General features: G+C 56.6%; 14 protein-coding genes. 8 read left to right on the top strand and 6 right to left on the bottom strand.

Features of this window, described 5'->3' with window-relative positions; genetic code table 11:
• Positions 1-34: 34 nt before the first annotated feature.
• The gene (locus tag ACCC96_RS22665) at positions 35-1,471 is read right to left on the bottom strand and encodes an amino acid permease (protein WP_413696959.1); all 1,437 of its coding nucleotides are present in this window, start codon (positions 1,469-1,471) and stop codon (positions 35-37) included.
• A gap of 136 nt (positions 1,472-1,607) precedes the next feature.
• A complete protein-coding gene (locus tag ACCC96_RS22660; protein WP_413696958.1) occupies positions 1,608-2,876 on the bottom strand; it encodes a cystathionine gamma-synthase family protein in 1,269 nt (422 codons plus the stop codon).
• A 456-nt stretch (positions 2,877-3,332) separates the two neighbouring features.
• Between ACCC96_RS22660 and wrbA the strand changes: the two genes are divergently transcribed.
• The 5 genes from wrbA (at position 3,333) to ACCC96_RS22635 (ending at position 12,811) form a co-directional block, all read left to right on the top strand.
• The gene (gene wrbA, locus ACCC96_RS22655) at positions 3,333-3,935 is read left to right on the top strand and encodes an NAD(P)H:quinone oxidoreductase (RefSeq protein WP_007938311.1); all 603 of its coding nucleotides are present in this window, start codon (positions 3,333-3,335) and stop codon (positions 3,933-3,935) included.
• Positions 3,936-4,054: 119 nt separating this feature from the next.
• Complete coding sequence (locus ACCC96_RS22650; protein ID WP_413696957.1) at positions 4,055-5,146, top strand: patatin-like phospholipase family protein; 1,092 nt, start codon at positions 4,055-4,057, stop codon at positions 5,144-5,146.
• A gap of 69 nt (positions 5,147-5,215) precedes the next feature.
• The gene (locus ACCC96_RS22645) at positions 5,216-6,565 is read left to right on the top strand and encodes a hypothetical protein (protein ID WP_413696956.1); all 1,350 of its coding nucleotides are present in this window, start codon (positions 5,216-5,218) and stop codon (positions 6,563-6,565) included.
• A 379-nt stretch (positions 6,566-6,944) separates the two neighbouring features.
• Positions 6,945-11,759: a M10 family metallopeptidase C-terminal domain-containing protein gene (locus tag ACCC96_RS22640; RefSeq protein ID WP_413696955.1), complete on the top strand. Its 4,815-nt coding sequence runs from the start codon at positions 6,945-6,947 to the stop codon at positions 11,757-11,759.
• A 401-nt stretch (positions 11,760-12,160) separates the two neighbouring features.
• Positions 12,161-12,811 (top strand): MliC family protein, encoded by a 651-nt coding sequence (locus tag ACCC96_RS22635; protein WP_413696954.1) that lies wholly within the window; start codon positions 12,161-12,163, stop codon positions 12,809-12,811.
• 150 nt (positions 12,812-12,961) lie between these two features.
• Here the strand turns inward: ACCC96_RS22635 and ACCC96_RS22630 are convergent, their stop codons facing one another.
• The 4 genes from ACCC96_RS22630 to ACCC96_RS22615 form a co-directional block, all read right to left on the bottom strand.
• A complete protein-coding gene (locus tag ACCC96_RS22630; RefSeq protein ID WP_026345901.1) occupies positions 12,962-13,303 on the bottom strand; it encodes a hypothetical protein in 342 nt (113 codons plus the stop codon).
• Positions 13,304-13,388: 85 nt separating this feature from the next.
• Positions 13,389-14,033 carry an ATPase gene (locus tag ACCC96_RS22625; RefSeq protein ID WP_413696953.1) on the bottom strand — a complete coding sequence of 215 codons (645 nt, stop codon included), beginning with the start codon at positions 14,031-14,033 and terminating at the stop codon, positions 13,389-13,391.
• A gap of 153 nt (positions 14,034-14,186) precedes the next feature.
• Positions 14,187-15,689, bottom strand: coding sequence for a diguanylate cyclase (locus ACCC96_RS22620; RefSeq protein WP_413696952.1), 1,503 nt, complete (start codon positions 15,687-15,689; stop codon positions 14,187-14,189).
• A gap of 88 nt (positions 15,690-15,777) precedes the next feature.
• Positions 15,778-16,689 (bottom strand): LysR family transcriptional regulator, encoded by a 912-nt coding sequence (locus ACCC96_RS22615; RefSeq protein ID WP_138867557.1) that lies wholly within the window; start codon positions 16,687-16,689, stop codon positions 15,778-15,780.
• A gap of 141 nt (positions 16,690-16,830) precedes the next feature.
• Here ACCC96_RS22615 and ACCC96_RS22610 point away from each other — a divergent pair, with 141 nt between their 5' ends.
• From ACCC96_RS22610 to ACCC96_RS22600, 3 genes are all read left to right on the top strand, one after another.
• Positions 16,831-17,214, top strand: coding sequence for a DoxX family protein (locus ACCC96_RS22610; RefSeq protein WP_258674105.1), 384 nt, complete (start codon positions 16,831-16,833; stop codon positions 17,212-17,214).
• A 42-nt stretch (positions 17,215-17,256) separates the two neighbouring features.
• Entirely contained in the window at positions 17,257-18,096 is an 840-nt protein-coding gene (locus ACCC96_RS22605; protein ID WP_413696951.1) for a pirin family protein, read from the top strand.
• A 116-nt stretch (positions 18,097-18,212) separates the two neighbouring features.
• Positions 18,213-18,644 (top strand): nuclear transport factor 2 family protein, encoded by a 432-nt coding sequence (locus tag ACCC96_RS22600; RefSeq protein ID WP_253423330.1) that lies wholly within the window; start codon positions 18,213-18,215, stop codon positions 18,642-18,644.
• Positions 18,645-18,660 lie beyond the last annotated feature (16 nt).

The raw sequence follows: 18,660 nt of genomic DNA, 5'->3' as shown, positions 1-18,660 counted from the left end.
GGCTTTATCTATGCTCGATCATTGCCTGAAAAACTCACGCGGTGCCAGAGGAATGAACTGCTGCGGCTAAGGCCAACCGCTCTGCTCTCTTGTTTCGAGTGATCCAGTAAACGAAGTAACACCACGCGATAAAGGGCAGGCCGAAGTAAAGCGCCACTCGCTGCTCAGGATCAAAAGCGATACCCACACAGGCCAGCAGACAACACAACAGTGCACCGATAGGCACCCATGGATAGCCGCGTACACGGAAATGCAGGTCTTCAACTCGTCCGCCATTAGCAACGTATTGACGACGGAACGCGATCTGGCTGGCAGCAATGCTCATCCACACGACCACGACCGCCAGACCGGAGATGGACACCAAGGCCAAGTAAACCGTATCAGGGGCAAACACACTGCTGAGCAGAGAAGCCACTGCACCCGCCATACTAAGCACGATGGCGTTCACCGGTGTGCCACGACTGGAGAGCCTGGCGTAGCGCTTAGGCATATGTCCTTGATCGCTCAATGTCCACAGCATGCGCGATGCTGCATACAGCCCCGAGTTAGCGGCTGAAATCAGTGCCGTGAGAATGACGAAGTTCATAATGTCGGCAGAGTATGGGATGCCAATCAGCTCAAACACCATCACGAACGGACTTTCTACGAGCCCCGCTTGCTCTCGTGGCAGTAACGTCGCAAGGACGAAAATGGTCCCCACGAAGAACAGCGCCAAACGTACCACTGTCGTGCGGATTGCCTTGGGCACGCTAGTTTGTGGATCTTGCGCTTCACCTGCCGCAATCCCGATCAGCTCAGTTCCGGAAAATGCGAATGAAACAGCCAGGAGGGTCATTGCAATGGGTAAAAACCCAGTAGGAAAAAGCCCCTCACGTGTGAAGTTGGAAAGTCCCGCACCCTGCAAACTCTGTACTTGAATAAGACCGAAAATTGCCGCTCCGCCGATCACAATGAATGTGATAACGGTCAGCACCTTAATCAGCGAAAGCCAAAATTCAGTCTCCGCAAACCACCGAACAGAAACAACGTTGCTTAAGAAAACGGCGATGGCAAACAGCGCACTCCAAATCCAGACCGGTGTATCAGGAAACCACCGAACCATCAGTATGCCCGCAGCAGTGAACTCTGAACCGATAGCTACTGCCCAAGTGAGCCAGTAAAGCCAGGCCACTGTATAGCCTGTGCCTGGGCCCAGGTATCGCGTTGCGTAACTACTGAAAGATCCGGTTTCTGGCATCTGTACAGCCAACTCACCGAGACAGACCATGACTAAATACACCATCACTGCCCCGATGATGTAAGCAATCACTGCACCGAGTGGCCCTGCCTGATTAACCGTGTAACCGGAGGTAAGGAATAACCCCGTACCGATCACACCGCCCAGTGCCAACATAACGATGTGGCGTGTTTGCATTTCCTTTTTGAAACGCGAGTTTGGGTCGGACTGATGATCTTCAATATGCGTGGACATAGTTTTATTCTCATGAAATGTTCGGACAAACGCCTTATAACTGGCTGTTGGGCAGTACAAATTTGTCGTCGCTGGATTTTATTATTTTCATTCTTCATGAAGGGCTTAAGATGAATCTCGAGCGTCCTGCCCGTATTCAGGTTTCTACCTCAATGAAACGTTGGGCACTATCAGCGTTAAAGCTCGTATCACCATGTTTACCTCGCACTAAAGCGAAAGCTTGTTTTAGGTCAGCCAATAAATCTGTTGAATCTTCAATACCTACGGATATTCGAACCAAACCTTCGGAGATTCCAAGTGCCTGACGTTCTTCCAAGGTATTTTCCACGTGACTGGTCGTCCGAGCCGGCCCATAGATGGTCTCGACAGCGCCCAAATTACCCGCCCGATGCGCATATCTGAGCAGCGGCAGCAAACGAGTCACCGTGTCCATGCCTCCTTTCAGCACGAAGCTGACGATGGCTCCGAATCCGTTCATTTGCGAACGAGCGATGTCATGACCAGGATGTTGAGGCAACCCCGGATAGTTCACCGATTCGACCAGCGGCTCGGTACAGAGGTACTCGGCCAAAAGCATCGCGCTCGCCTGTTGCTGGCGAAGACGCAGAGCCAGAGTCTTGATGCCTCGGATGATTAGATATGCCGAAAAAGGATCCAGCGAGGCACCATTGATTTCGCGGTAATGGCGAACTTTAGACATCAGATGCTCGGCGCCGCAAACCACGCCGCCGAGTACATCACCATGACCGGACAGGAATTTGGTCGCGCTGTGCACAACCACATCAACGCCCAAGGCGAGCGGATTCTGATTCAGTGGCGTCGCGAATGTATTGTCCGCAACAACCAAAGCGCCCACTCGCTTCGCCGCTGCCACAAGGCGCCGGATATCAACGATTTTCAGCGTTGGGTTCGTGGGTGTTTCCAGGTACAGGACGCTGCAGCCTTTAGCGATCTCCAGCTCAAGTGCCACAGTGTCGAGCGTATCGCAAAGGGTTACCTCCACACCCATACGTGGAAGGAACTCCTCAAAAATCTTGTTCGTACCACCGTAGCTGTCACGTGTAGATATCACACGCTGCCCATAGGACAGGAAGGTGTGTAGTACACCGCTGATAGCAGCCATTCCGGTACTGAAAGCTACAGCCGACTCTGCGTTTTCGAGCTCACAGAGTTTATCTTCCAAGACGCAGACAGTGGGATTGCTCATCCGGCTGTAAATGAAGCCTGGCTCTTTTCCCAATGCCACGTCATACCACTTATCGATATCGTCATAGCCATAGGCAGCACTGACCACGATGGGTGTCTGCGTGGAATTGTAGGGATGTTGAACCTGCTCTCCTCCCCATACGACTCGAGTCCCCATCCCAATGTCTGAAGCCTGGACGGCGCGTTTCTTATTTTCCATAAAGTTCTCTCGCATCAAGGGAAACACAGCCGTGTTCCAAGTGGGCTTGGGAGGACTATATGGAAAGCTCATGCTTGTGAAAAATCATGATATCCGGGAGTAAGGGGGGCTTTTTTTAATGGCTGGGTACCGGGTGCCCTGACCATCCATTCACATGGCGATGAGCATTGAGTGAAGTAAATTACCGATAACAGATACCCTCTTAGCTGCGCGCCCTTCCCCGCTACACGTGCTGCCATCTGCCATCAATCGAATAGCTTCCCTGACTGCCCGGCAGGCAGCATACGGAGCTGCTAGTGTTAATCCGCATGCCGTCAAAGTCCCTGCAGTCGGGTGGGTGTGAGCCGCCGTTTTGTTCGTGACCGAGTGCTACGCCTGCCGCTGCAGTTCGTTGGCAGTGGTGTAACCCAAGATCTTCCTAATCCATCGAATGGCGCTTAATCCAGGAGAAAAATCATGGCGAAGGTACTGGTTCTCTATTACTCAATGTACGGTCACCTCGAAACGATGGCTGGCGCAGTGGCCGAAGGCGCACGATCCGTACCCGGCGCAGACGTGACGCTCAAGCGTGTCGCTGAAACCATCCCGGCCGAACAGGCAGCAGCCATCGGCGTAAAACTTGACCAGAAGGCACCGGTGGCGACACCTGACGAGCTGGGCAATTACGATGCAATCATCTTTGGTACACCGACGCGCTTCGGCAATATGGCGGGACAGATGCGCACGTTTCTCGACCAGACCGGCGGACTGTGGATGAGCGGCGCGCTGGTCGGGAAAATCGGCAGTGTCTTTGCATCGACCGGCACCCAGCACGGTGGCCAGGAAACCACGATTACGTCGTTTCACAGCACACTCTTGCATCAAGGGATGGTCATCGTGGGTGTGCCTTACACCTGCGCCGGGCTGACCAACATGAGCGAGATCACCGGCGGTACGCCCTATGGCGCGACCACCCTGGCAGGCGCCGACGGTAAACGGCAACCGTCACAAAATGAACTGGATATCGCGCGTTTCCAGGGTAAACACGTTGCTGAGCTTGCAATAAAGATCGCGGGTTAACGCAAGCACCTAAATGGGCGCGTGTTGCAGGACAGGACGTAAGCGTTTTTGGATTCTGAGGAGCGACGTTCTAGCGAGGTCGCTCCTCTAGGAACTCTTCGAGTTGATGGGGAAAAAGGATGGACGAGTCACCTTTCATCGAGCCGCCTACGAAACGTTTTTCCTTAGCATTGTCTGGCGGTGGGGTCAGAGCAATGGTGTTCCATCTTGGTGTTTTGGACTTCCTTGCAAAGAAACAGATGCTAGAGGACATTACGCACATTTCTACCGTATCGGGTGGTAGCTTGCTTGTTGGCTTGATTATGCAGGAGGCAGGCTGGAAATGGCCTTCCTCCGCTGTGTTTTTGAGCAGTATTTATCCAAGTATTCGAGCGAAAATGTGCTCGCGCAGTTTGCTTTTCAGTGCTCTACGGCAACTACGTAGCCCTCTAAATTTTCGTTTCCTTCTTTCTCGTGCAAACCTGCTTTCGTTAGGTTTGCAGAATGAGTGGGGGGTCAACGCCAAACTTTCAGACATTCCTCCTTCACCCGAGTGGTCTATAAATGGTACGACTGCAGAGAATGGAAAGCGCTTTCGTTTTAAATACGACAGTATCGGGGATTTTTCGATTGGGTATGCAGATCCTGAGAATTTCCCGCTATCGGGTGCACTTGCTGTATCTGCAGCGTTTCCAGGGGGCATCGGCCCTTACTCATTAAAAACACGCAATTTTACTTGGTTGACGCGTCCTTGGAATGCGCCATTGTCCGCGAACAGGGTCACCACACCAGTGTTTCGAAAGTTGCGCTTGTACGATGGTGGCGTCTACGACAATTTAGGCCTTGAACCGCTTTTTGATGCTGGGAGAGGAATACCCAAACATGGCCAACAGGCAATACTTGTATCTGACGCGGGCGCGCCTTTGAGCATGGGGTTCACAGCAGGATCGCTTAGTCCATGGAGGCTTATGCGGATCGCAGACATCATGTCTGAACAGTCCCGAGCGTTGCGAGTACGAACATTCGTAGACTATCTTAAAAATGGCCCTGGCCGAGGGGCTTACCTAGGCATTGCGAGTCCTTTGATCAACCCGGCTTTTGATGCTGCAGCGCAGTTCTCTTGTCGTTTCCCTACAACGCTGCGCCGCCTAAAAGCGTCAGAGTTCGACCTTCTTGCTGGTCATGGATACGCACTTACAAAGAAGGTTGAACAAACGTACGGATTACTTTAGCCACCGCGCGATGCACGCATTTTCGAGCAGCACGGACCTACGCCCAGACTCAATAAGGTGAATTATAAAATGGCTATGGACAGAAGCAGAGACGATGTAGGTGGAAACGCGTTCTTCTCCAATGGGGTAGCACCTGAAGCTCCAAGTAAAGGACGACTGTACGCCGCTATTGAGGTCCCTGAGGCAAATGAAGAATCACGCCTGGAAAAGGATTTAGAGCCTATTTATTTTGAGTGCGTTGATGCGTCATGGCTACAAAATCTCAATCCGGATATGAGTTGGAAAGAGGTTTACCGAATCGCTCCATTGTCTGTACTCGAATTACACGACTATCCGCTTCCAGACTTCCCGGAACAGCTGCAGCCCGGTGATATTGCGTGGTTTGAGTTTGGGTATGCTCCCCCGAAAGTAGGCGACATCATCTCAACACTATATACGAGCCTTTTTTCCGAGGGGGTTTCGGTAGCTATACAATACCGGGAAGCATTACAACCGGGCTGGCCAGATAGCGGCCCCATGAGCAGTAAGGGATGGCCTAAGGAGGCTATGATTTCGCACGATTCGAAACTTGGACTTAAAGCCATTTCTGGTTTGCTTAAACAAGTCGAAACGTCAGGTGGAGTCGCTATCTATGACGTAGGACATGGTGCTTGCCAAGGCTTATTAGAAAACAACCATAGAATTCCCTCTTTGTATGTAGACTTCGGTGGTGGTGTGCTTGGAAATGCGAAAACATTTCCCAAAAACCATAATGGCTTTTGCTTCACTAAGAGCCCGGTAGTAATCCTTTCGCACTGGGACTGGGATCACTGGTCGTCAGCCTACAGATACCCCATTGCGCTCGATACCAAATGGATTGCACCTCCCGTACCGAAGAAACCAATCCAGCAAGCCTTTGCAGCAGATTTACTTGCTCGCAGTAATCTCCTGATTTGGGACAGGCACTTTCCCTCAGATCTTCGCGTGGGAGGAGTGGGTATTGAACGTTGTACCGGAAAGACCACTAACGACTCTGGGCTGGCCGTTACCGTTTATCCAGGCCCTCGCGGGCGAAAAAACTATCTGCTCCCTGGTGATGCGGGCTACCGCCACATACCGTCGGTGGCCCGAGGTGATGCATTTAGTGCCATATGCATCACACACCACGGCGGTAAGCTGCATTCCGTCTCCATCCCCAAAGCAAAGCAGCGTGGGTACACGGTTTGCTCTTTAGGCGCTGGAAATACATACAAACATCCGTATCTCCACACGCTTGAAAAACACATGCTAGGAGGTTGGCCTCTACCGCTGGTGACTGGATTCACAGGAAAGAGACCAAGCCATATATTCATGTCATGGGACTCCGCACCTGAGATTTTCGAAGGCTCTTGCCATGCCAGTGGGTGTAGTGTTGCTTACACTCGTCATCGTTCTCTTTGACAAACCACCGCCAAAATGACGATCGGTGGCTCAGACAACGATATGCGTCACTGTTGGTAGTTCATACACGTCCAGCTCAAGCTCAGACATCGCGCATACAACTCTGCTGCAATGCACCTGCGGGCTATCAATAGCACCTCGTAAAACACCGTACTGATGAAAACCCGCCCCCACAGAGCCATCGCTCGCTACCGAAGCGAGCGCCAACAAACTGTTACTTTTTTGAAACACCCCTCCAACCGCTAATCAGTTAGTCCGGTTTTTTGACACATCCCCGATATGTGGTCACACACTTTTGCTCTCCGCTGGGTCATAACCGTTGGCTGTCGATGGAATATTGGCATCTTCCGAGGTTCTTGCCTGATACGGAGATAAGCTCATGATTTTCAATGTACAAAATTTTGGCGCCAAAGGAGATGGCATCACTGACGACACAGCGGCGATACAACGTGCAATTGATGCGGCGGCCGCCGCAGGCGGGGGGCAGGTTTACGTGCCGACCGGAACCTATATCGTTTCGGGAGGAGTGGAACCTTCCGACGGTTGCCTGATGCTCAAGAGTAACGTCTACCTGTACGGCGACGGCATGGGCGCAACCACCGTCAAGGTGGCTGACGGCTCCGATACCAAGATCACCGGAGTCATCCGCTCCGCCTACGGCGAGGAAACCCACGACTTCGGCGTCAGCAAGCTCACCATCGACGGCAACCGTGACAGCACCACGGGCAAGATCGACGGTTGGTTCAACGGCTACATTCCCGGGCAAGCAGGCTACGACTCCAACGTCACCCTCGACAGCGTCGAGATCAAGGACTGCTCCGGCTACGGTTTCGACCCCCACGAGCAGACCATCAACATGGTCATCAAGAACAGCGTGTCCCACGGCAACGGCCTGGACGGTTTCGTAGCTGACTTCCTGAGCAACAGCACTTTCGAAAACAACGTCGCCTACGACAACGATCGGCACGGTTTCAACGTCGTGACCAGCACCCACGACTTCACGCTCACCAATAACGTTGCCTACAACAACGGCGGCAATGGCATCGTGGTGCAGCGCGGCAGCGAGAACATCCCCTCCCCCAGCAACATCACCATCACCGGTGGCGAGGTGTATGGCAACGGCGCCGAAGGGGTGCTGATCAAAATGTCCAGCGAAGTGACGGTCAGCGGCGTCGACATTCACGACAACACCAGCGCCGGGGTCCGTATCTACGGCAGCAACCACGTCGAGCTTATCGACAACACGCTCCACAGCAACTCCCTGGGCAACCCCGTACCGGAGATCATCATCCAGTCCTACAACGACACCCTGGGTGTGTCCGGCAAGTACTACAACGGCAGCGATAACATCATCCAGAGCAACATCATCACCGGCAGCAACCTGTCGACCTACGGCGTTGCGGAACGCAATGAAGACGGCACTGATCGCAACGCCATCATCGGCAACACCATCAGCCACACCAGCAACGGTGCGACGCTGGTCTATGGCGACGGCAGCTACGTCAGCGACACGGTGCCGATGATCACCGTGCAAGGCACAGCTGGCAACGACACCCTGCTGGGCAGCGCCGGCAGCGAGATTTTCTATGGCGGTGCCGGCAACGACACCATCAACGGCGGGGCCGGTGACGACATTCTGGTAGGCGGTGCAGGCATCGACAAACTCACCGGCGGTACCGGCGCCGATACGTTCCGTTTCACCACTCAGTCCGACAGCTACCGCAACGCAACCGCAAGCTTCGATGACACCATCACCGACTTCGATGTCACCCAGGACAAGATCGACCTCGCCGGCCTCGGTTTCACCGGCCTGGGCAATGGCCATGGCAGTACCTTGCAAGTCAGCTACAGCGCCAGCACTAACCGCACCTACATCAAGGACTACGATGCCGACGCCAGTGGCAATCGCTTCGAATTGATACTCTCGGGCAACCTCACCAGCACTCTGACCGCCAGCAATTTCATCTTCAATCGTGTGCTCACCGGCACCAGCGGCAACGACTCGCTGCTGGGCAGTGATTCGGCCGACACCCTGCTCGGCCTCGCGGGTAGCGACAGCCTCAATGGCGGCGCGGGCGACGACAAGCTCGACGGCGGTGCCGGTATGGATACCCTCACCGGTGGCGCCGGAGCGGACACCTTTGTGTTTTCCAATCGCCTGGACAGTTATCGCAATTACAACACCGGTGGTGCCAACCTTGCCGACCTGATCACCGATTTTGATATCGCCGCCGACAAGATCGACCTCTCGGCCATGGGGTTCACCGGCCTGGGGGATGGCAAGAACAACACCGTGTACGTGGTGCTCAACAGTACCGGGACCAAGACTTACATCAAGTCCCTTTCTGCCGACGCCGATGGCAACCGCTTCGAAGTGGCACTAAACGGTAACTACCTCGACAAGCTGACCAGCGCCAACTTCGTCTTCGCCACGTCGTCACCGACCAACCACGCGCCGGTTCTGGCCACGCCGCTGCTGGATCAGAACGCAACCGAAAACGCCCCGTTCAGCTACGTGGTGCCAGCCACCAGCTTCACCGATGCGGATAATGACAACCTCAGCTACACCGCCACCCTGGCCGATGGCAGCGCCCTGCCCGCGTGGCTGAGCTTCAATGCCACCAACCTGACCTTCACCGGCACGCCGACCAGCACCGCGTCCGGCAATTACGACGTGCTGGTCAAGGCCACAGACCCAGCCGGTGCTTCGGCCAGCGATAGCTTCGCCTTGGGAGTGGCCAACACTGTCACCGGCACCAACAATGCCGAAACCCTCAACGGCACGGCGGGTGCAGACCTGATCCTCGGCCTCGGTGGCAACGACACGATCAAGGCCGGCGCTGGCACCGACACCGTCGACGGCGGCGGCGGACGTGATTCGCTGTATGGTGGCGACGGCGCCGATACCTTCCGCTATACCAACCTGCTCGACAGCTACCGCGACTACGACACGGGCGGTGTCACGGCCACCGATACGATCTATGACTTCACCGCGGGCGTCGACAAGATCGATGTGTCGGGCCTGGGCTTTGTCGGCCTTGGCGATGGCCACAATGGCACGTTGTACATCACCCTCAACGCGGCCGGCGACAAGACCTACATCAAGTCCGCCGAAGCGGATGCCAATGGTAATCGCTTTGAAATCGCCCTCAGCGGCAACTACCTCAATACCCTGACCGCCAGTGACTTCGTGTTTGGCCAGCACGCCCAGCAGGACATCCTCTACCTGCCCACCCTCGGCCAATCCAATGCGCGCCTGCTGCGCATGACGGAGGACGACAATCAGTCCGGCACCTCGATGCTGGTCAACGACCTGGACCGCTACACCCCCTATGACGTGCGCAGCCAGTTCACCGATGCCGATGGCAACGGCATCGACATCGCGGTGGGCGGCAGCACGGTCACCGGCCTGTCGACGCTCAGCGCCGAGGAACTCAAGTTGTGCTGGTGGCTGACCGACACCAACCAACCCGGGGCTGCGCTGTTGCGCGCCGTGACGCTGCTGAGCGAACAGCGCTCCGAACTGCAATCGATCAATAACGTCACCATGGGCATCATTTGGGGCCAGGGTGAGGAAGCCGCTCAGGAGATCGCCCAAGCCACGGACAAAGCAGCGGCAGCAGCGGCCTACAAGGATGCGACCCTAAAGGTGTTTGACTACCTGCATGCCCAGTTCGGCAACTTCGACGTGTACATGATGGAAACCGGTCACTACGAGCAGGACGCGGCGCGCGCCCGTGGCTATTCGGAAGAGAAGATTGCCTCCATCGTCGAGGGGGCTGACTATGTCCACGCCGCCCAGGAAGCCATTGCCGCCGAGCGCGCCGACGTCAAGCTGGCGGTGGACTACAACGACCTCCCCTTGCGACACGAAGTCGATCCGCTGACGTATCCCGACGACGTCTGGCACCTGCATGAGGAATCGGCGGAAATCGTCGGCCAGCGCCTGGCCGACTACATCGCCAATGACCTTGGCTTCCAGGGCAACCCCAACGACAACAACAGCGTGCAGGACATTTTCGACAACAACCGGAAGATGATTTCCGGTACCGACCAGGCGGATACCCTGGTGGGCAGCTCGGGCAACGACACACTGGATGGCGCCTTGGGCGCCGACACCATGACCGGTGGCGATGGCAACGACATCTATGTGGTCGATAACGCGCTCGACCGCGTGATGGAAACCAACACCTCGACCTCGCAGATCGATACGGTGCAAGCCTCGGTCAGCTGGACCCTGGGCGCCAATCTCGAGAACCTGGTGCTCACCGGCGTGTCGGGCATCAACGGCACCGGCAATGAGCAGCACAACTTCATCACCGGCAATGCCGGCAATAATGTGCTCAATGGTGCCGCAGGGGCCGACAGCATGAGCGGCGGCGATGGCAACGACACCTACTATGTCGACAACGCCGACGACGCCGTGATCGAGACCAACAGCAATGCGGCGGCTGGAGGGATCGACAGCGTGCACAGCAGCCTGGCGGCCTATACCCTCGGCAACAACGTCGAGCATCTATATATCGATAGCCCTGGCGCCGCCAATGGCACGGGCAACGCGTTGGACAACACGCTGTTCGCCGGAGCCGGCAATAACGTGCTGGACGGACGCGAGGGCAATGACACGGTTTCTTTTGAACGCGCCGCGTCTGGCGTTACCGTCAGCCTCTCGACGTCAGCGCAACAAAACACTGTGGGCTCCGGGCTCGACACCGTGAAGCTCTTCGAAAACCTCACGGGAAGCGCCTACGCCGACACGCTGTCGGGTAACAGCGCCGCGAACGTTCTGAACGGTGGTGCGGGCAACGATACGTTGGTGGGCGGTTCGGGCGATGACCGGCTGATCGGCGGTGCCGGCACCGACAACCTCACCGGAGGCACTGGCGCGGATACCTACGTGTTTGATGCGCTGTCGGACATGGGCGCCGGCGCTCTGCGCGATGTGATCAACGGTTTCAAGAGCACCGAGGGCGATCATCTGGACTTCACCGGCCTGGACGCCAACCCGCTGACCACCGCTATCGACGCCTTCACCTTCATCGGCGCCAACGCCTTCGACCCTGCCGACGCCACCGGCCAACTGCGCTTTGCCGATGGCATTCTCTACGGCAGTGTCGATGCCGACGCCGCCCCCGAGTTCGAAATCGCACTGGTGGGCGTCACGGCGTTGCACGCCAGCGATTTCACAGCCTGAGTCAAGCCAGAAGGGGACTTGCGGTGCCCGAAAGATCACAAACCAACACAGACGATGTCGGGGGTATAGACGCATTTTGTGGCGAGGGAGCTTGCTCCCGTTCGGCTGCGAAGCAGTCGTGAGCCGATGGACTCGGTCTGCCTGATGCGGCGCATTCAACGGGTTTTGGGGCTGCTTCGCAGCCCAGCGGGAGCAAGCTCCCTCGCCACAGACGCGACTTGAAACTGAGAGATCGCCCTCCTCGGCAAACCCCTCCTGCAACCCAACCACCGCCAAGCGGTATGACAAGTTCTGAGCACTGACTTACACTGCGATACACCAATGCGAACGAATAACTATTCAACGCATCGATCAATCCCACGGCAATCCGGGCATCACGTAATGATCTGGGTGAAGCCAATATGAAAACGGTCACGGCCCTTTTCACCTGTCTAGTCGCTGCCAGCGCGTGCGCGGCGGTGAGCACCTGTGTCAATGCTGCACCAACCTTCAAGACCAGCTTCGACTGTGCCGAGGCAAAGGCGTCCGTCGAAAAGCTGATTTGTCGCGATCCGCAACTGGCGCAGATGGATATCGAACTGACGCGTCTTTATCGCCTGGCGCTCACGGACGAACATTCAGTGCCACGTCCAGACAAGATCATTATCGACCAGCAGTTTTGGGTCGATGCCCGCAATCAATGTGCCTCCGAGGCTGCGCCCAAGGCGTGCACGATCCGCAGTTATGCCGAGCGTGCGCACCAGCTGCGCCAAGGCTCGGCCATTGTGAGAACCAAGGACCCCTACAGACTCACCGAAGGCCCTGTGGCTTTTCGTTGTACAGGGCTTAACCCGCTGATTGCCGCGACCTTCTTTACCACGCAGCCTGGTGTCGTGTACTTGAAATGGGCGAACACCTCGATCGTCCTGAACCAGGAGCAGAGTGAGTCGGGAACCCGATACGCAGGCAAGGATTACTTGGGCAACTACAGCTTCTGGCAAGACGGCAACGTGGTGCTTTTCCAGAAGCCAGGCTCAGGGCCAATGAGTTGCAAGGCCGAGCCGGTCGGTTGATTTTTCTGGCGCTAGTACGGCTGCCCTCCTCCCCAATTCTGCCCCGCAAAATCTGCACGCAAAAAAAAGCCCCGAAACCACATAAGGTACGGGGCAAAAAATTGGTTGGTTGCGGCCAACCAAAGGAGCGTTCTTCAAAGCAGTTACGGGTTACAGGCATTCCTGCGCGGCACGTTCGAAACTCGAAGGCATGAAGTTCGATGCCAGCAAGTGACGCTCGTACAAAAACACCTTGCCGCCGTTCGGGGCTTTGTAGGCTTCCAGAACGTTGTCCGCGGCGACTTTGCTCGGCACCACGATCCGGTAGCTACGCTGGGTTTGCGAGACCGTCGGGTGCAGTGCGCTGCCCTGCAACTTCGGCACCACGCAATCGGCGTACTCGGCAGGCGTTTTTTTCGTCTGCAAGGTCAGCGTCGGGTCGTTCGGCGCGGAGGCGCAACCGGCCAGCAGCAAGGTAGCGACAGCCATGACAGGAACAAATAAAGGGCGCATCGGCGAAGTCCTGAAATAAAAGTCTGTTTCGTTGAGCAACGGTTCGGCGTCACGGTCGCCGTCGTTGCGGTTATGGTTTGGGTGTTCAGCCAGCGGTCACCAGAGCCTTGAGCGAGTTATCGAACTGCTTCAAGGCGCTGAGTTGCAGGTCGCGTTGCTGATCGATCTGGGCGGCAATCTCGGCTGCAGCTTTACGGTGTACCCAGACCGAAGGCATTTGTTTCTCGACGGCGCCTTCAGCCTTGCCGATGTATTGCAGGTTGGCGTCGTAGAACCGTGCGGCGAAACGCGCTTCGACCTGACTGTTGCGTTGGGTCAGCAGACGGTTATGGGTATCGAGCATCACCACCACATCCGGATGGGCCTGCAACAACGCATCGAGGTTGTCGTAGACGGTCACCGACAGGAACTGCTGCTGTAACGAACTCATCAGCCAGTCGATTGCCAACTCTGGGTCGGAGCTGTTGATGAACGCGTCGCGAATCCGCGCATCCAGCGCATCGCGCGCGCCGTTCACCGCCACATCGTGGTAACGCTCGAGGTATTGCAGGTTGTCCAGGGTGTTTTCGCTGTACAGCACACCGACGGTTTGCGAATGCTGCAACCCGGTACTGGCGCCGGCGATGGGCAGAAAATGGCACGATTGGGCGTCGTCTGCGTAGGCGGTTGCAGCAGTAGCAACCCCGCCCATCAACAGGGCGACAATTGCCAGTCGGGTCAATGTCTTCATCGCGCAAATTCCTTGAGCTGCGTCTTCGATGGAGGCGATTTTCCGCCTTTACCCGACCCAGCAGAACTTGCGTTTCTTGATTGTCACTATCACTTGAACCGATAGTTGCGCCGCGTGCCGATTATTTGCTCTTTCCTTCAAGTGCCTCCTCGGTCAAGCGACGCTCAACTGATTTCTCCCCTGCGACTTCGCCGCGTAAAGCGCGCGGTCTGCGCGACCGATCAGTGCCTTTTCATCAGGGTCGCTGCCGTCGGCGACATATGTCGCCAACCCCAGGCTGACGGTCACGATACCTAACGGGCTCGAAAAATGCGCAAGCTGCTCGGCCGCAATACCCGACAGGATCGCCTCGGCAACCTTGCGCGCTCCTGATTCGTCCGTATTGGGCATCACCACGGCGATTTCTTCCCCGCCATAGCGAGCCGCCATGTCACCCGGGCGACGTACACAGTGCTTGATCGCCTGACTGATGATCCGCAAACATTCATCTCCGGCGAGATGGCCGTAGTGATCGTTGTAGCGTTTGAAAAAGTCCACATCGATCAGGATCAGTGACAACGGGCTTGCGAGTCGCTTGGCGCGTTTGAGTTCGACATCCAGAAACTGATCGAAATGCCGGCGGTTGGCGAGGCCGGTGAGTTTGTCTACGCTGGCGAGAACTTCCAGTGTCTGGTTAAGCTCGATCAGTGCGGTTTGGGTCGCGAGCAATTTTTCCTCCGCCCGAATACGCCGGCTGATGTGGGAAATCAGCCTGCGCCCCAGTGCGACCAGGAGCCCCAACAACAGCAGCACCACAGCGACGGATTGCTTTGTCTGACTGAGCCACGCTTGCATTGCCTCGGCCTGCCCCACCGCAACCGTCGTGACGACAGGATATTGATCGTTTCTCTTGAACGCGTAGAGGCGATGGATGCCATCTACTTTCGACGCAAAATCCACGGTGCCCGATGAGGTGTTGCGCAAGTATTCGGAGAATATGGGTGCGTGAGACAGGTCACGGCCGATGTCTTCCACTTGAAAGGGATACCGCACCAGCAGGCGCCCTTCGGATGAGGTCAGGCTGATGGCGCCGAATTGCCCCACGTGGATGCTTCGATAAAGTTTGAGGAAGTGTTCGAGGCTGATGGTTGCGGCGATCACCCCGGCAAAACTTCCATCGGGGTGATCGATGCGTCGGCTGACCGAAATCACCCAGGTGCAAGTGACACGGCTGAGAATCGCCGGGCCGATATAGATACCGCGATCCGCGACGTCTCGGTGATGTTTGAAGAACGCCCGATCTGCGTTGTTGCTATTGGATGAGATCAGCATGTTGGTCGAGAATAGCCAGTCCCCTTGGGCGTCATATAGCACCACATTATTTAATTGCGGGAGCGCATCCATCTGCTGGGCAACCAACTTGCTCAGCCGTTCGAGTTGCTCCGGGCCGGTGCCGTCTTTCTCGATCCTTTCTGTCAGGCCCAGCAACAGCACTTCACTTTGCTTGAAGGTGCCCTCGGTGTAAGTGTTGAGCGCCTGAGTCAGGTTCAATGTATCGGTATTGATGTCGCTCAAGGTGTTCTGTCGGGCTGTCCATGTCTGCCAGGCCGTCAGCAGCACCACGGAGACACACACCAGAAAGATCAGAAAAGTGGCAAGTCGAAGATCGCGTTTCAAGGAAGTACCGGGCTGTTGAGTACACTGGCGTCAAAGGCTGTGCATTATAGAAGGCTTTTAGCCATCACTGCTGATGCATATGCATAGGTCAGCCTTGCGCCGGGAATGCCTCCACCCTCAGTTTCTCCATCACCAGTTCAATGAAGGCCGATACCGCCAACGGCAGATGCTGCCGGCTCGGGTAAAGCACGTGCAGGCCAAAGCCCGCACGCTGGAAGTGTGGCAACACGCGTACAAGTCGGCCCGCCTGAAGATCGAGCATGGCGAGCGTCGGCGGCAGCAGTGCGATGCCCAGGCCGGCCACCGTAGCCTTGCGCAGTGCCTGGGCCGTGTTACCGGAAAAACGGCTGGCGATTTGCACCTCTTCCTCCACGCCCTCTGGTCCGGTCAGACGCCAGGTGGTGAAGCCGCTGGGATGGGCGAAACTCACGCAGTCATGGTTCACCAGGTCCTGCAGCGTACCGGGCATACCGCGAGCAGCGATGTAAGCCGGACTCGCCACCAGGCCCTCGCTGCCTGCACTGAAGAGCTGGCGCCCGACGTAACCTGAGTCTTGCAGCGGACCGCCGCGAAACGCGATGTCGATACGCTCGGCGATCAAGTCGGCGCGGGCATCACTGAGCACGAAGTCAAGCCGCACCCGCGGATGCGCGGCGAGAAAATCAGCCACCCATTCCATGGGGAAGAAGTCGAAGAAATCCGCCGTCGCCGCGACGCGCACCAAGCCGCTGGGTTCCTGGCTGCCCGTCATCAACTCGTGCCCCGCCTCGATCAGTCCGTCCACCGCGCCCACGCAGCGCTCGTGAAAAGCCTGCCCGGCATGGGTCAGCGTCAACTTGCGCGTGGAGCGTTGCAGCAGTCGTGTGTCGAGTTGTGCCTCGAGCTGCTGGACACGCCGACTGACGGTGTTGGGCGGCATGCCCAGCCGCCGCGCCGCTTCGGCGAAGCTGCCGCTGCGGACCACTTGGACAAACAAGGCAATGTCATTCAAGTCGAGCATAAGGCGATAATTCCAGTAATAAATGGACGGGCGCAATCCAATTGTGCCATCTAATCAACCAATCCGGGCACGCTTATCCTTCTTGCATCGCGGCAGTTAGCCCTCTAACTGCGTAAACCACAGGCAAGGACATCGTTTCCCATGACTCAAACTTCATCCCTCTCCCCTATTCAAAATCGCATCCTTTGGGGTGTTCGCATCTTTCTGGCCTTGGCGTTCGCTGCGGCCGGCATCGCCAAGCTGGCCGGCGCTCCGCAGATGATTCAGGTATTCGATGCCGTCGGCCTTGGGCAATGGTTCCGCTACCTCACCGGTGCCATTGAAGTGGCTGGCGCTGTGTTGCTGCTGATCCCGGTCACGAGCTTTTTCGCCGGGCTGCTGCTGACGGCGACCATGACCGGCGCAGTGGTCACGCATCTCTTTGTGATTGGCGGCAATCCCGCCCCTGCCCTGGTGCTGCTGGCAATGTCTGCCTTCGTGGCCTGGCGTCGGAAGCCTGCGACCTTGCTCGGTGCAGCACGCTGATCGTTAGGAACGGCGACCGGCTCAAGACTTGAGGACAAACCTATGAACAGCATCATCGCAACACCAACGCGCGCCATCGTTCACCGCACATCCGGCAGCACTCACGGGCCGATCACGCGACTCATGAGCCCTGGCGACCTGGGCCAGTTGTTGAAGCCTTTTGTGTTTCTTGATCTCTTCGGCTTCAAGCCCCAAGGCGGGCAGAAAGGTTTCGGCATGCACCCGCATTCAGGGATCGCAACACTGACCTACATGATTGAGGGCGGCGTGAAGTACGAAGACACCACGGGCAAGACGGGCGTGTTGCCCACCGAAGGTGTGGAGTGGATGCGCGCCGGTAATGGCGTGTGGCACGACGCTAAGCCAATCGGTGACAGCTCAATATCGGGCTTCCAGCTCTGGGTCGCGCTACCCGTTTCGCACGAAAACACACCGGCGGAAAGTCTCTACCTGGCGCCGTCGCAGATCCCGCAAGCAGGCCCGGCGCGTGTGCTGCTCGGACGCTATGGCGCAGCGCAAAGCGCGATTGCAGCACCTTCGGACATGAACTACCTCGTCGTGCGCTTGAAAGACGGAGAACGCTGGCGCTACACACCTCCCACCGGCCACAACGTGGCGTGGCTGGCGGTCAATGCCGGTCGGCTGGACGTTGGTGGCCCGGTCAATACTGGCGAGCTGGCGGTGTTCGAGGAGTCAGACCAACCCATCGATTTCGTGGCGCACGGCGACACGTCTTTCGTGCTGGGCTCGGCGGTGAAGCACCCACATGATTTGGTGATGGGTCGTTACTCGGTGCACACCAGCAGAGCGGCGCTGGCGCAGGGCGAAGCTGAAATTCAGCGGATTGGCGCACGTCTGTTTCATGAGGGACGGCTGGCCTAGCACTCGCTAATGCCATATCTGCATCACTTGGTAAAAACCTGATATGTTGTACGATGACAGATGAGTTGGCGTAACTCATCTGTCATCCTCGCACCTATAACAACAAGGAATTACCCATGAAAAAAGTGAAGCTGATTATCGGTTTTTTATGCCTGTTCAGTGGCTACGTGGCGGCATCCCCCGCATCGAGCGAGAAGGATGTTGCCGCTGCGGTAGACCATCTGACTCAAGCGATGCTGACCAAAAACGTCCCACAACTGAATGCGCTCACCGCTGAAAACCTGACCTACGGGCATTCCAGCGGGAAAATCCAGGACAAGAAAGAATTTATCGCCGACATCGAAACCGGAAAAAGCGCTTTCAAAACGCTGGAGATGCAGAACCAGAAAATCACCGTCTCGGGTGATGTGGCGTTGGTCCGCCATCATTTTTCGGCGCAAGCCATCAAGGGCACCGAGATTGTTCCCACGGAAATCGAGAACTTTCAGATCTGGCAAAAGCAGCAAGGAAAATGGTTACTGGTAGGACGACAAGCGTTCCGGCTCTGACTGTCGCATAAGCCGG

Origin of the sequence: Pseudomonas sp. Pseusp11 (assembly GCF_047304405.1) — a bacterium.
In the GTDB taxonomy this organism is placed as follows: Bacteria; Pseudomonadota; Gammaproteobacteria; order Pseudomonadales; family Pseudomonadaceae; genus Aquipseudomonas.
This window is presented reverse-complemented; position numbering and strand designations above follow the sequence as displayed.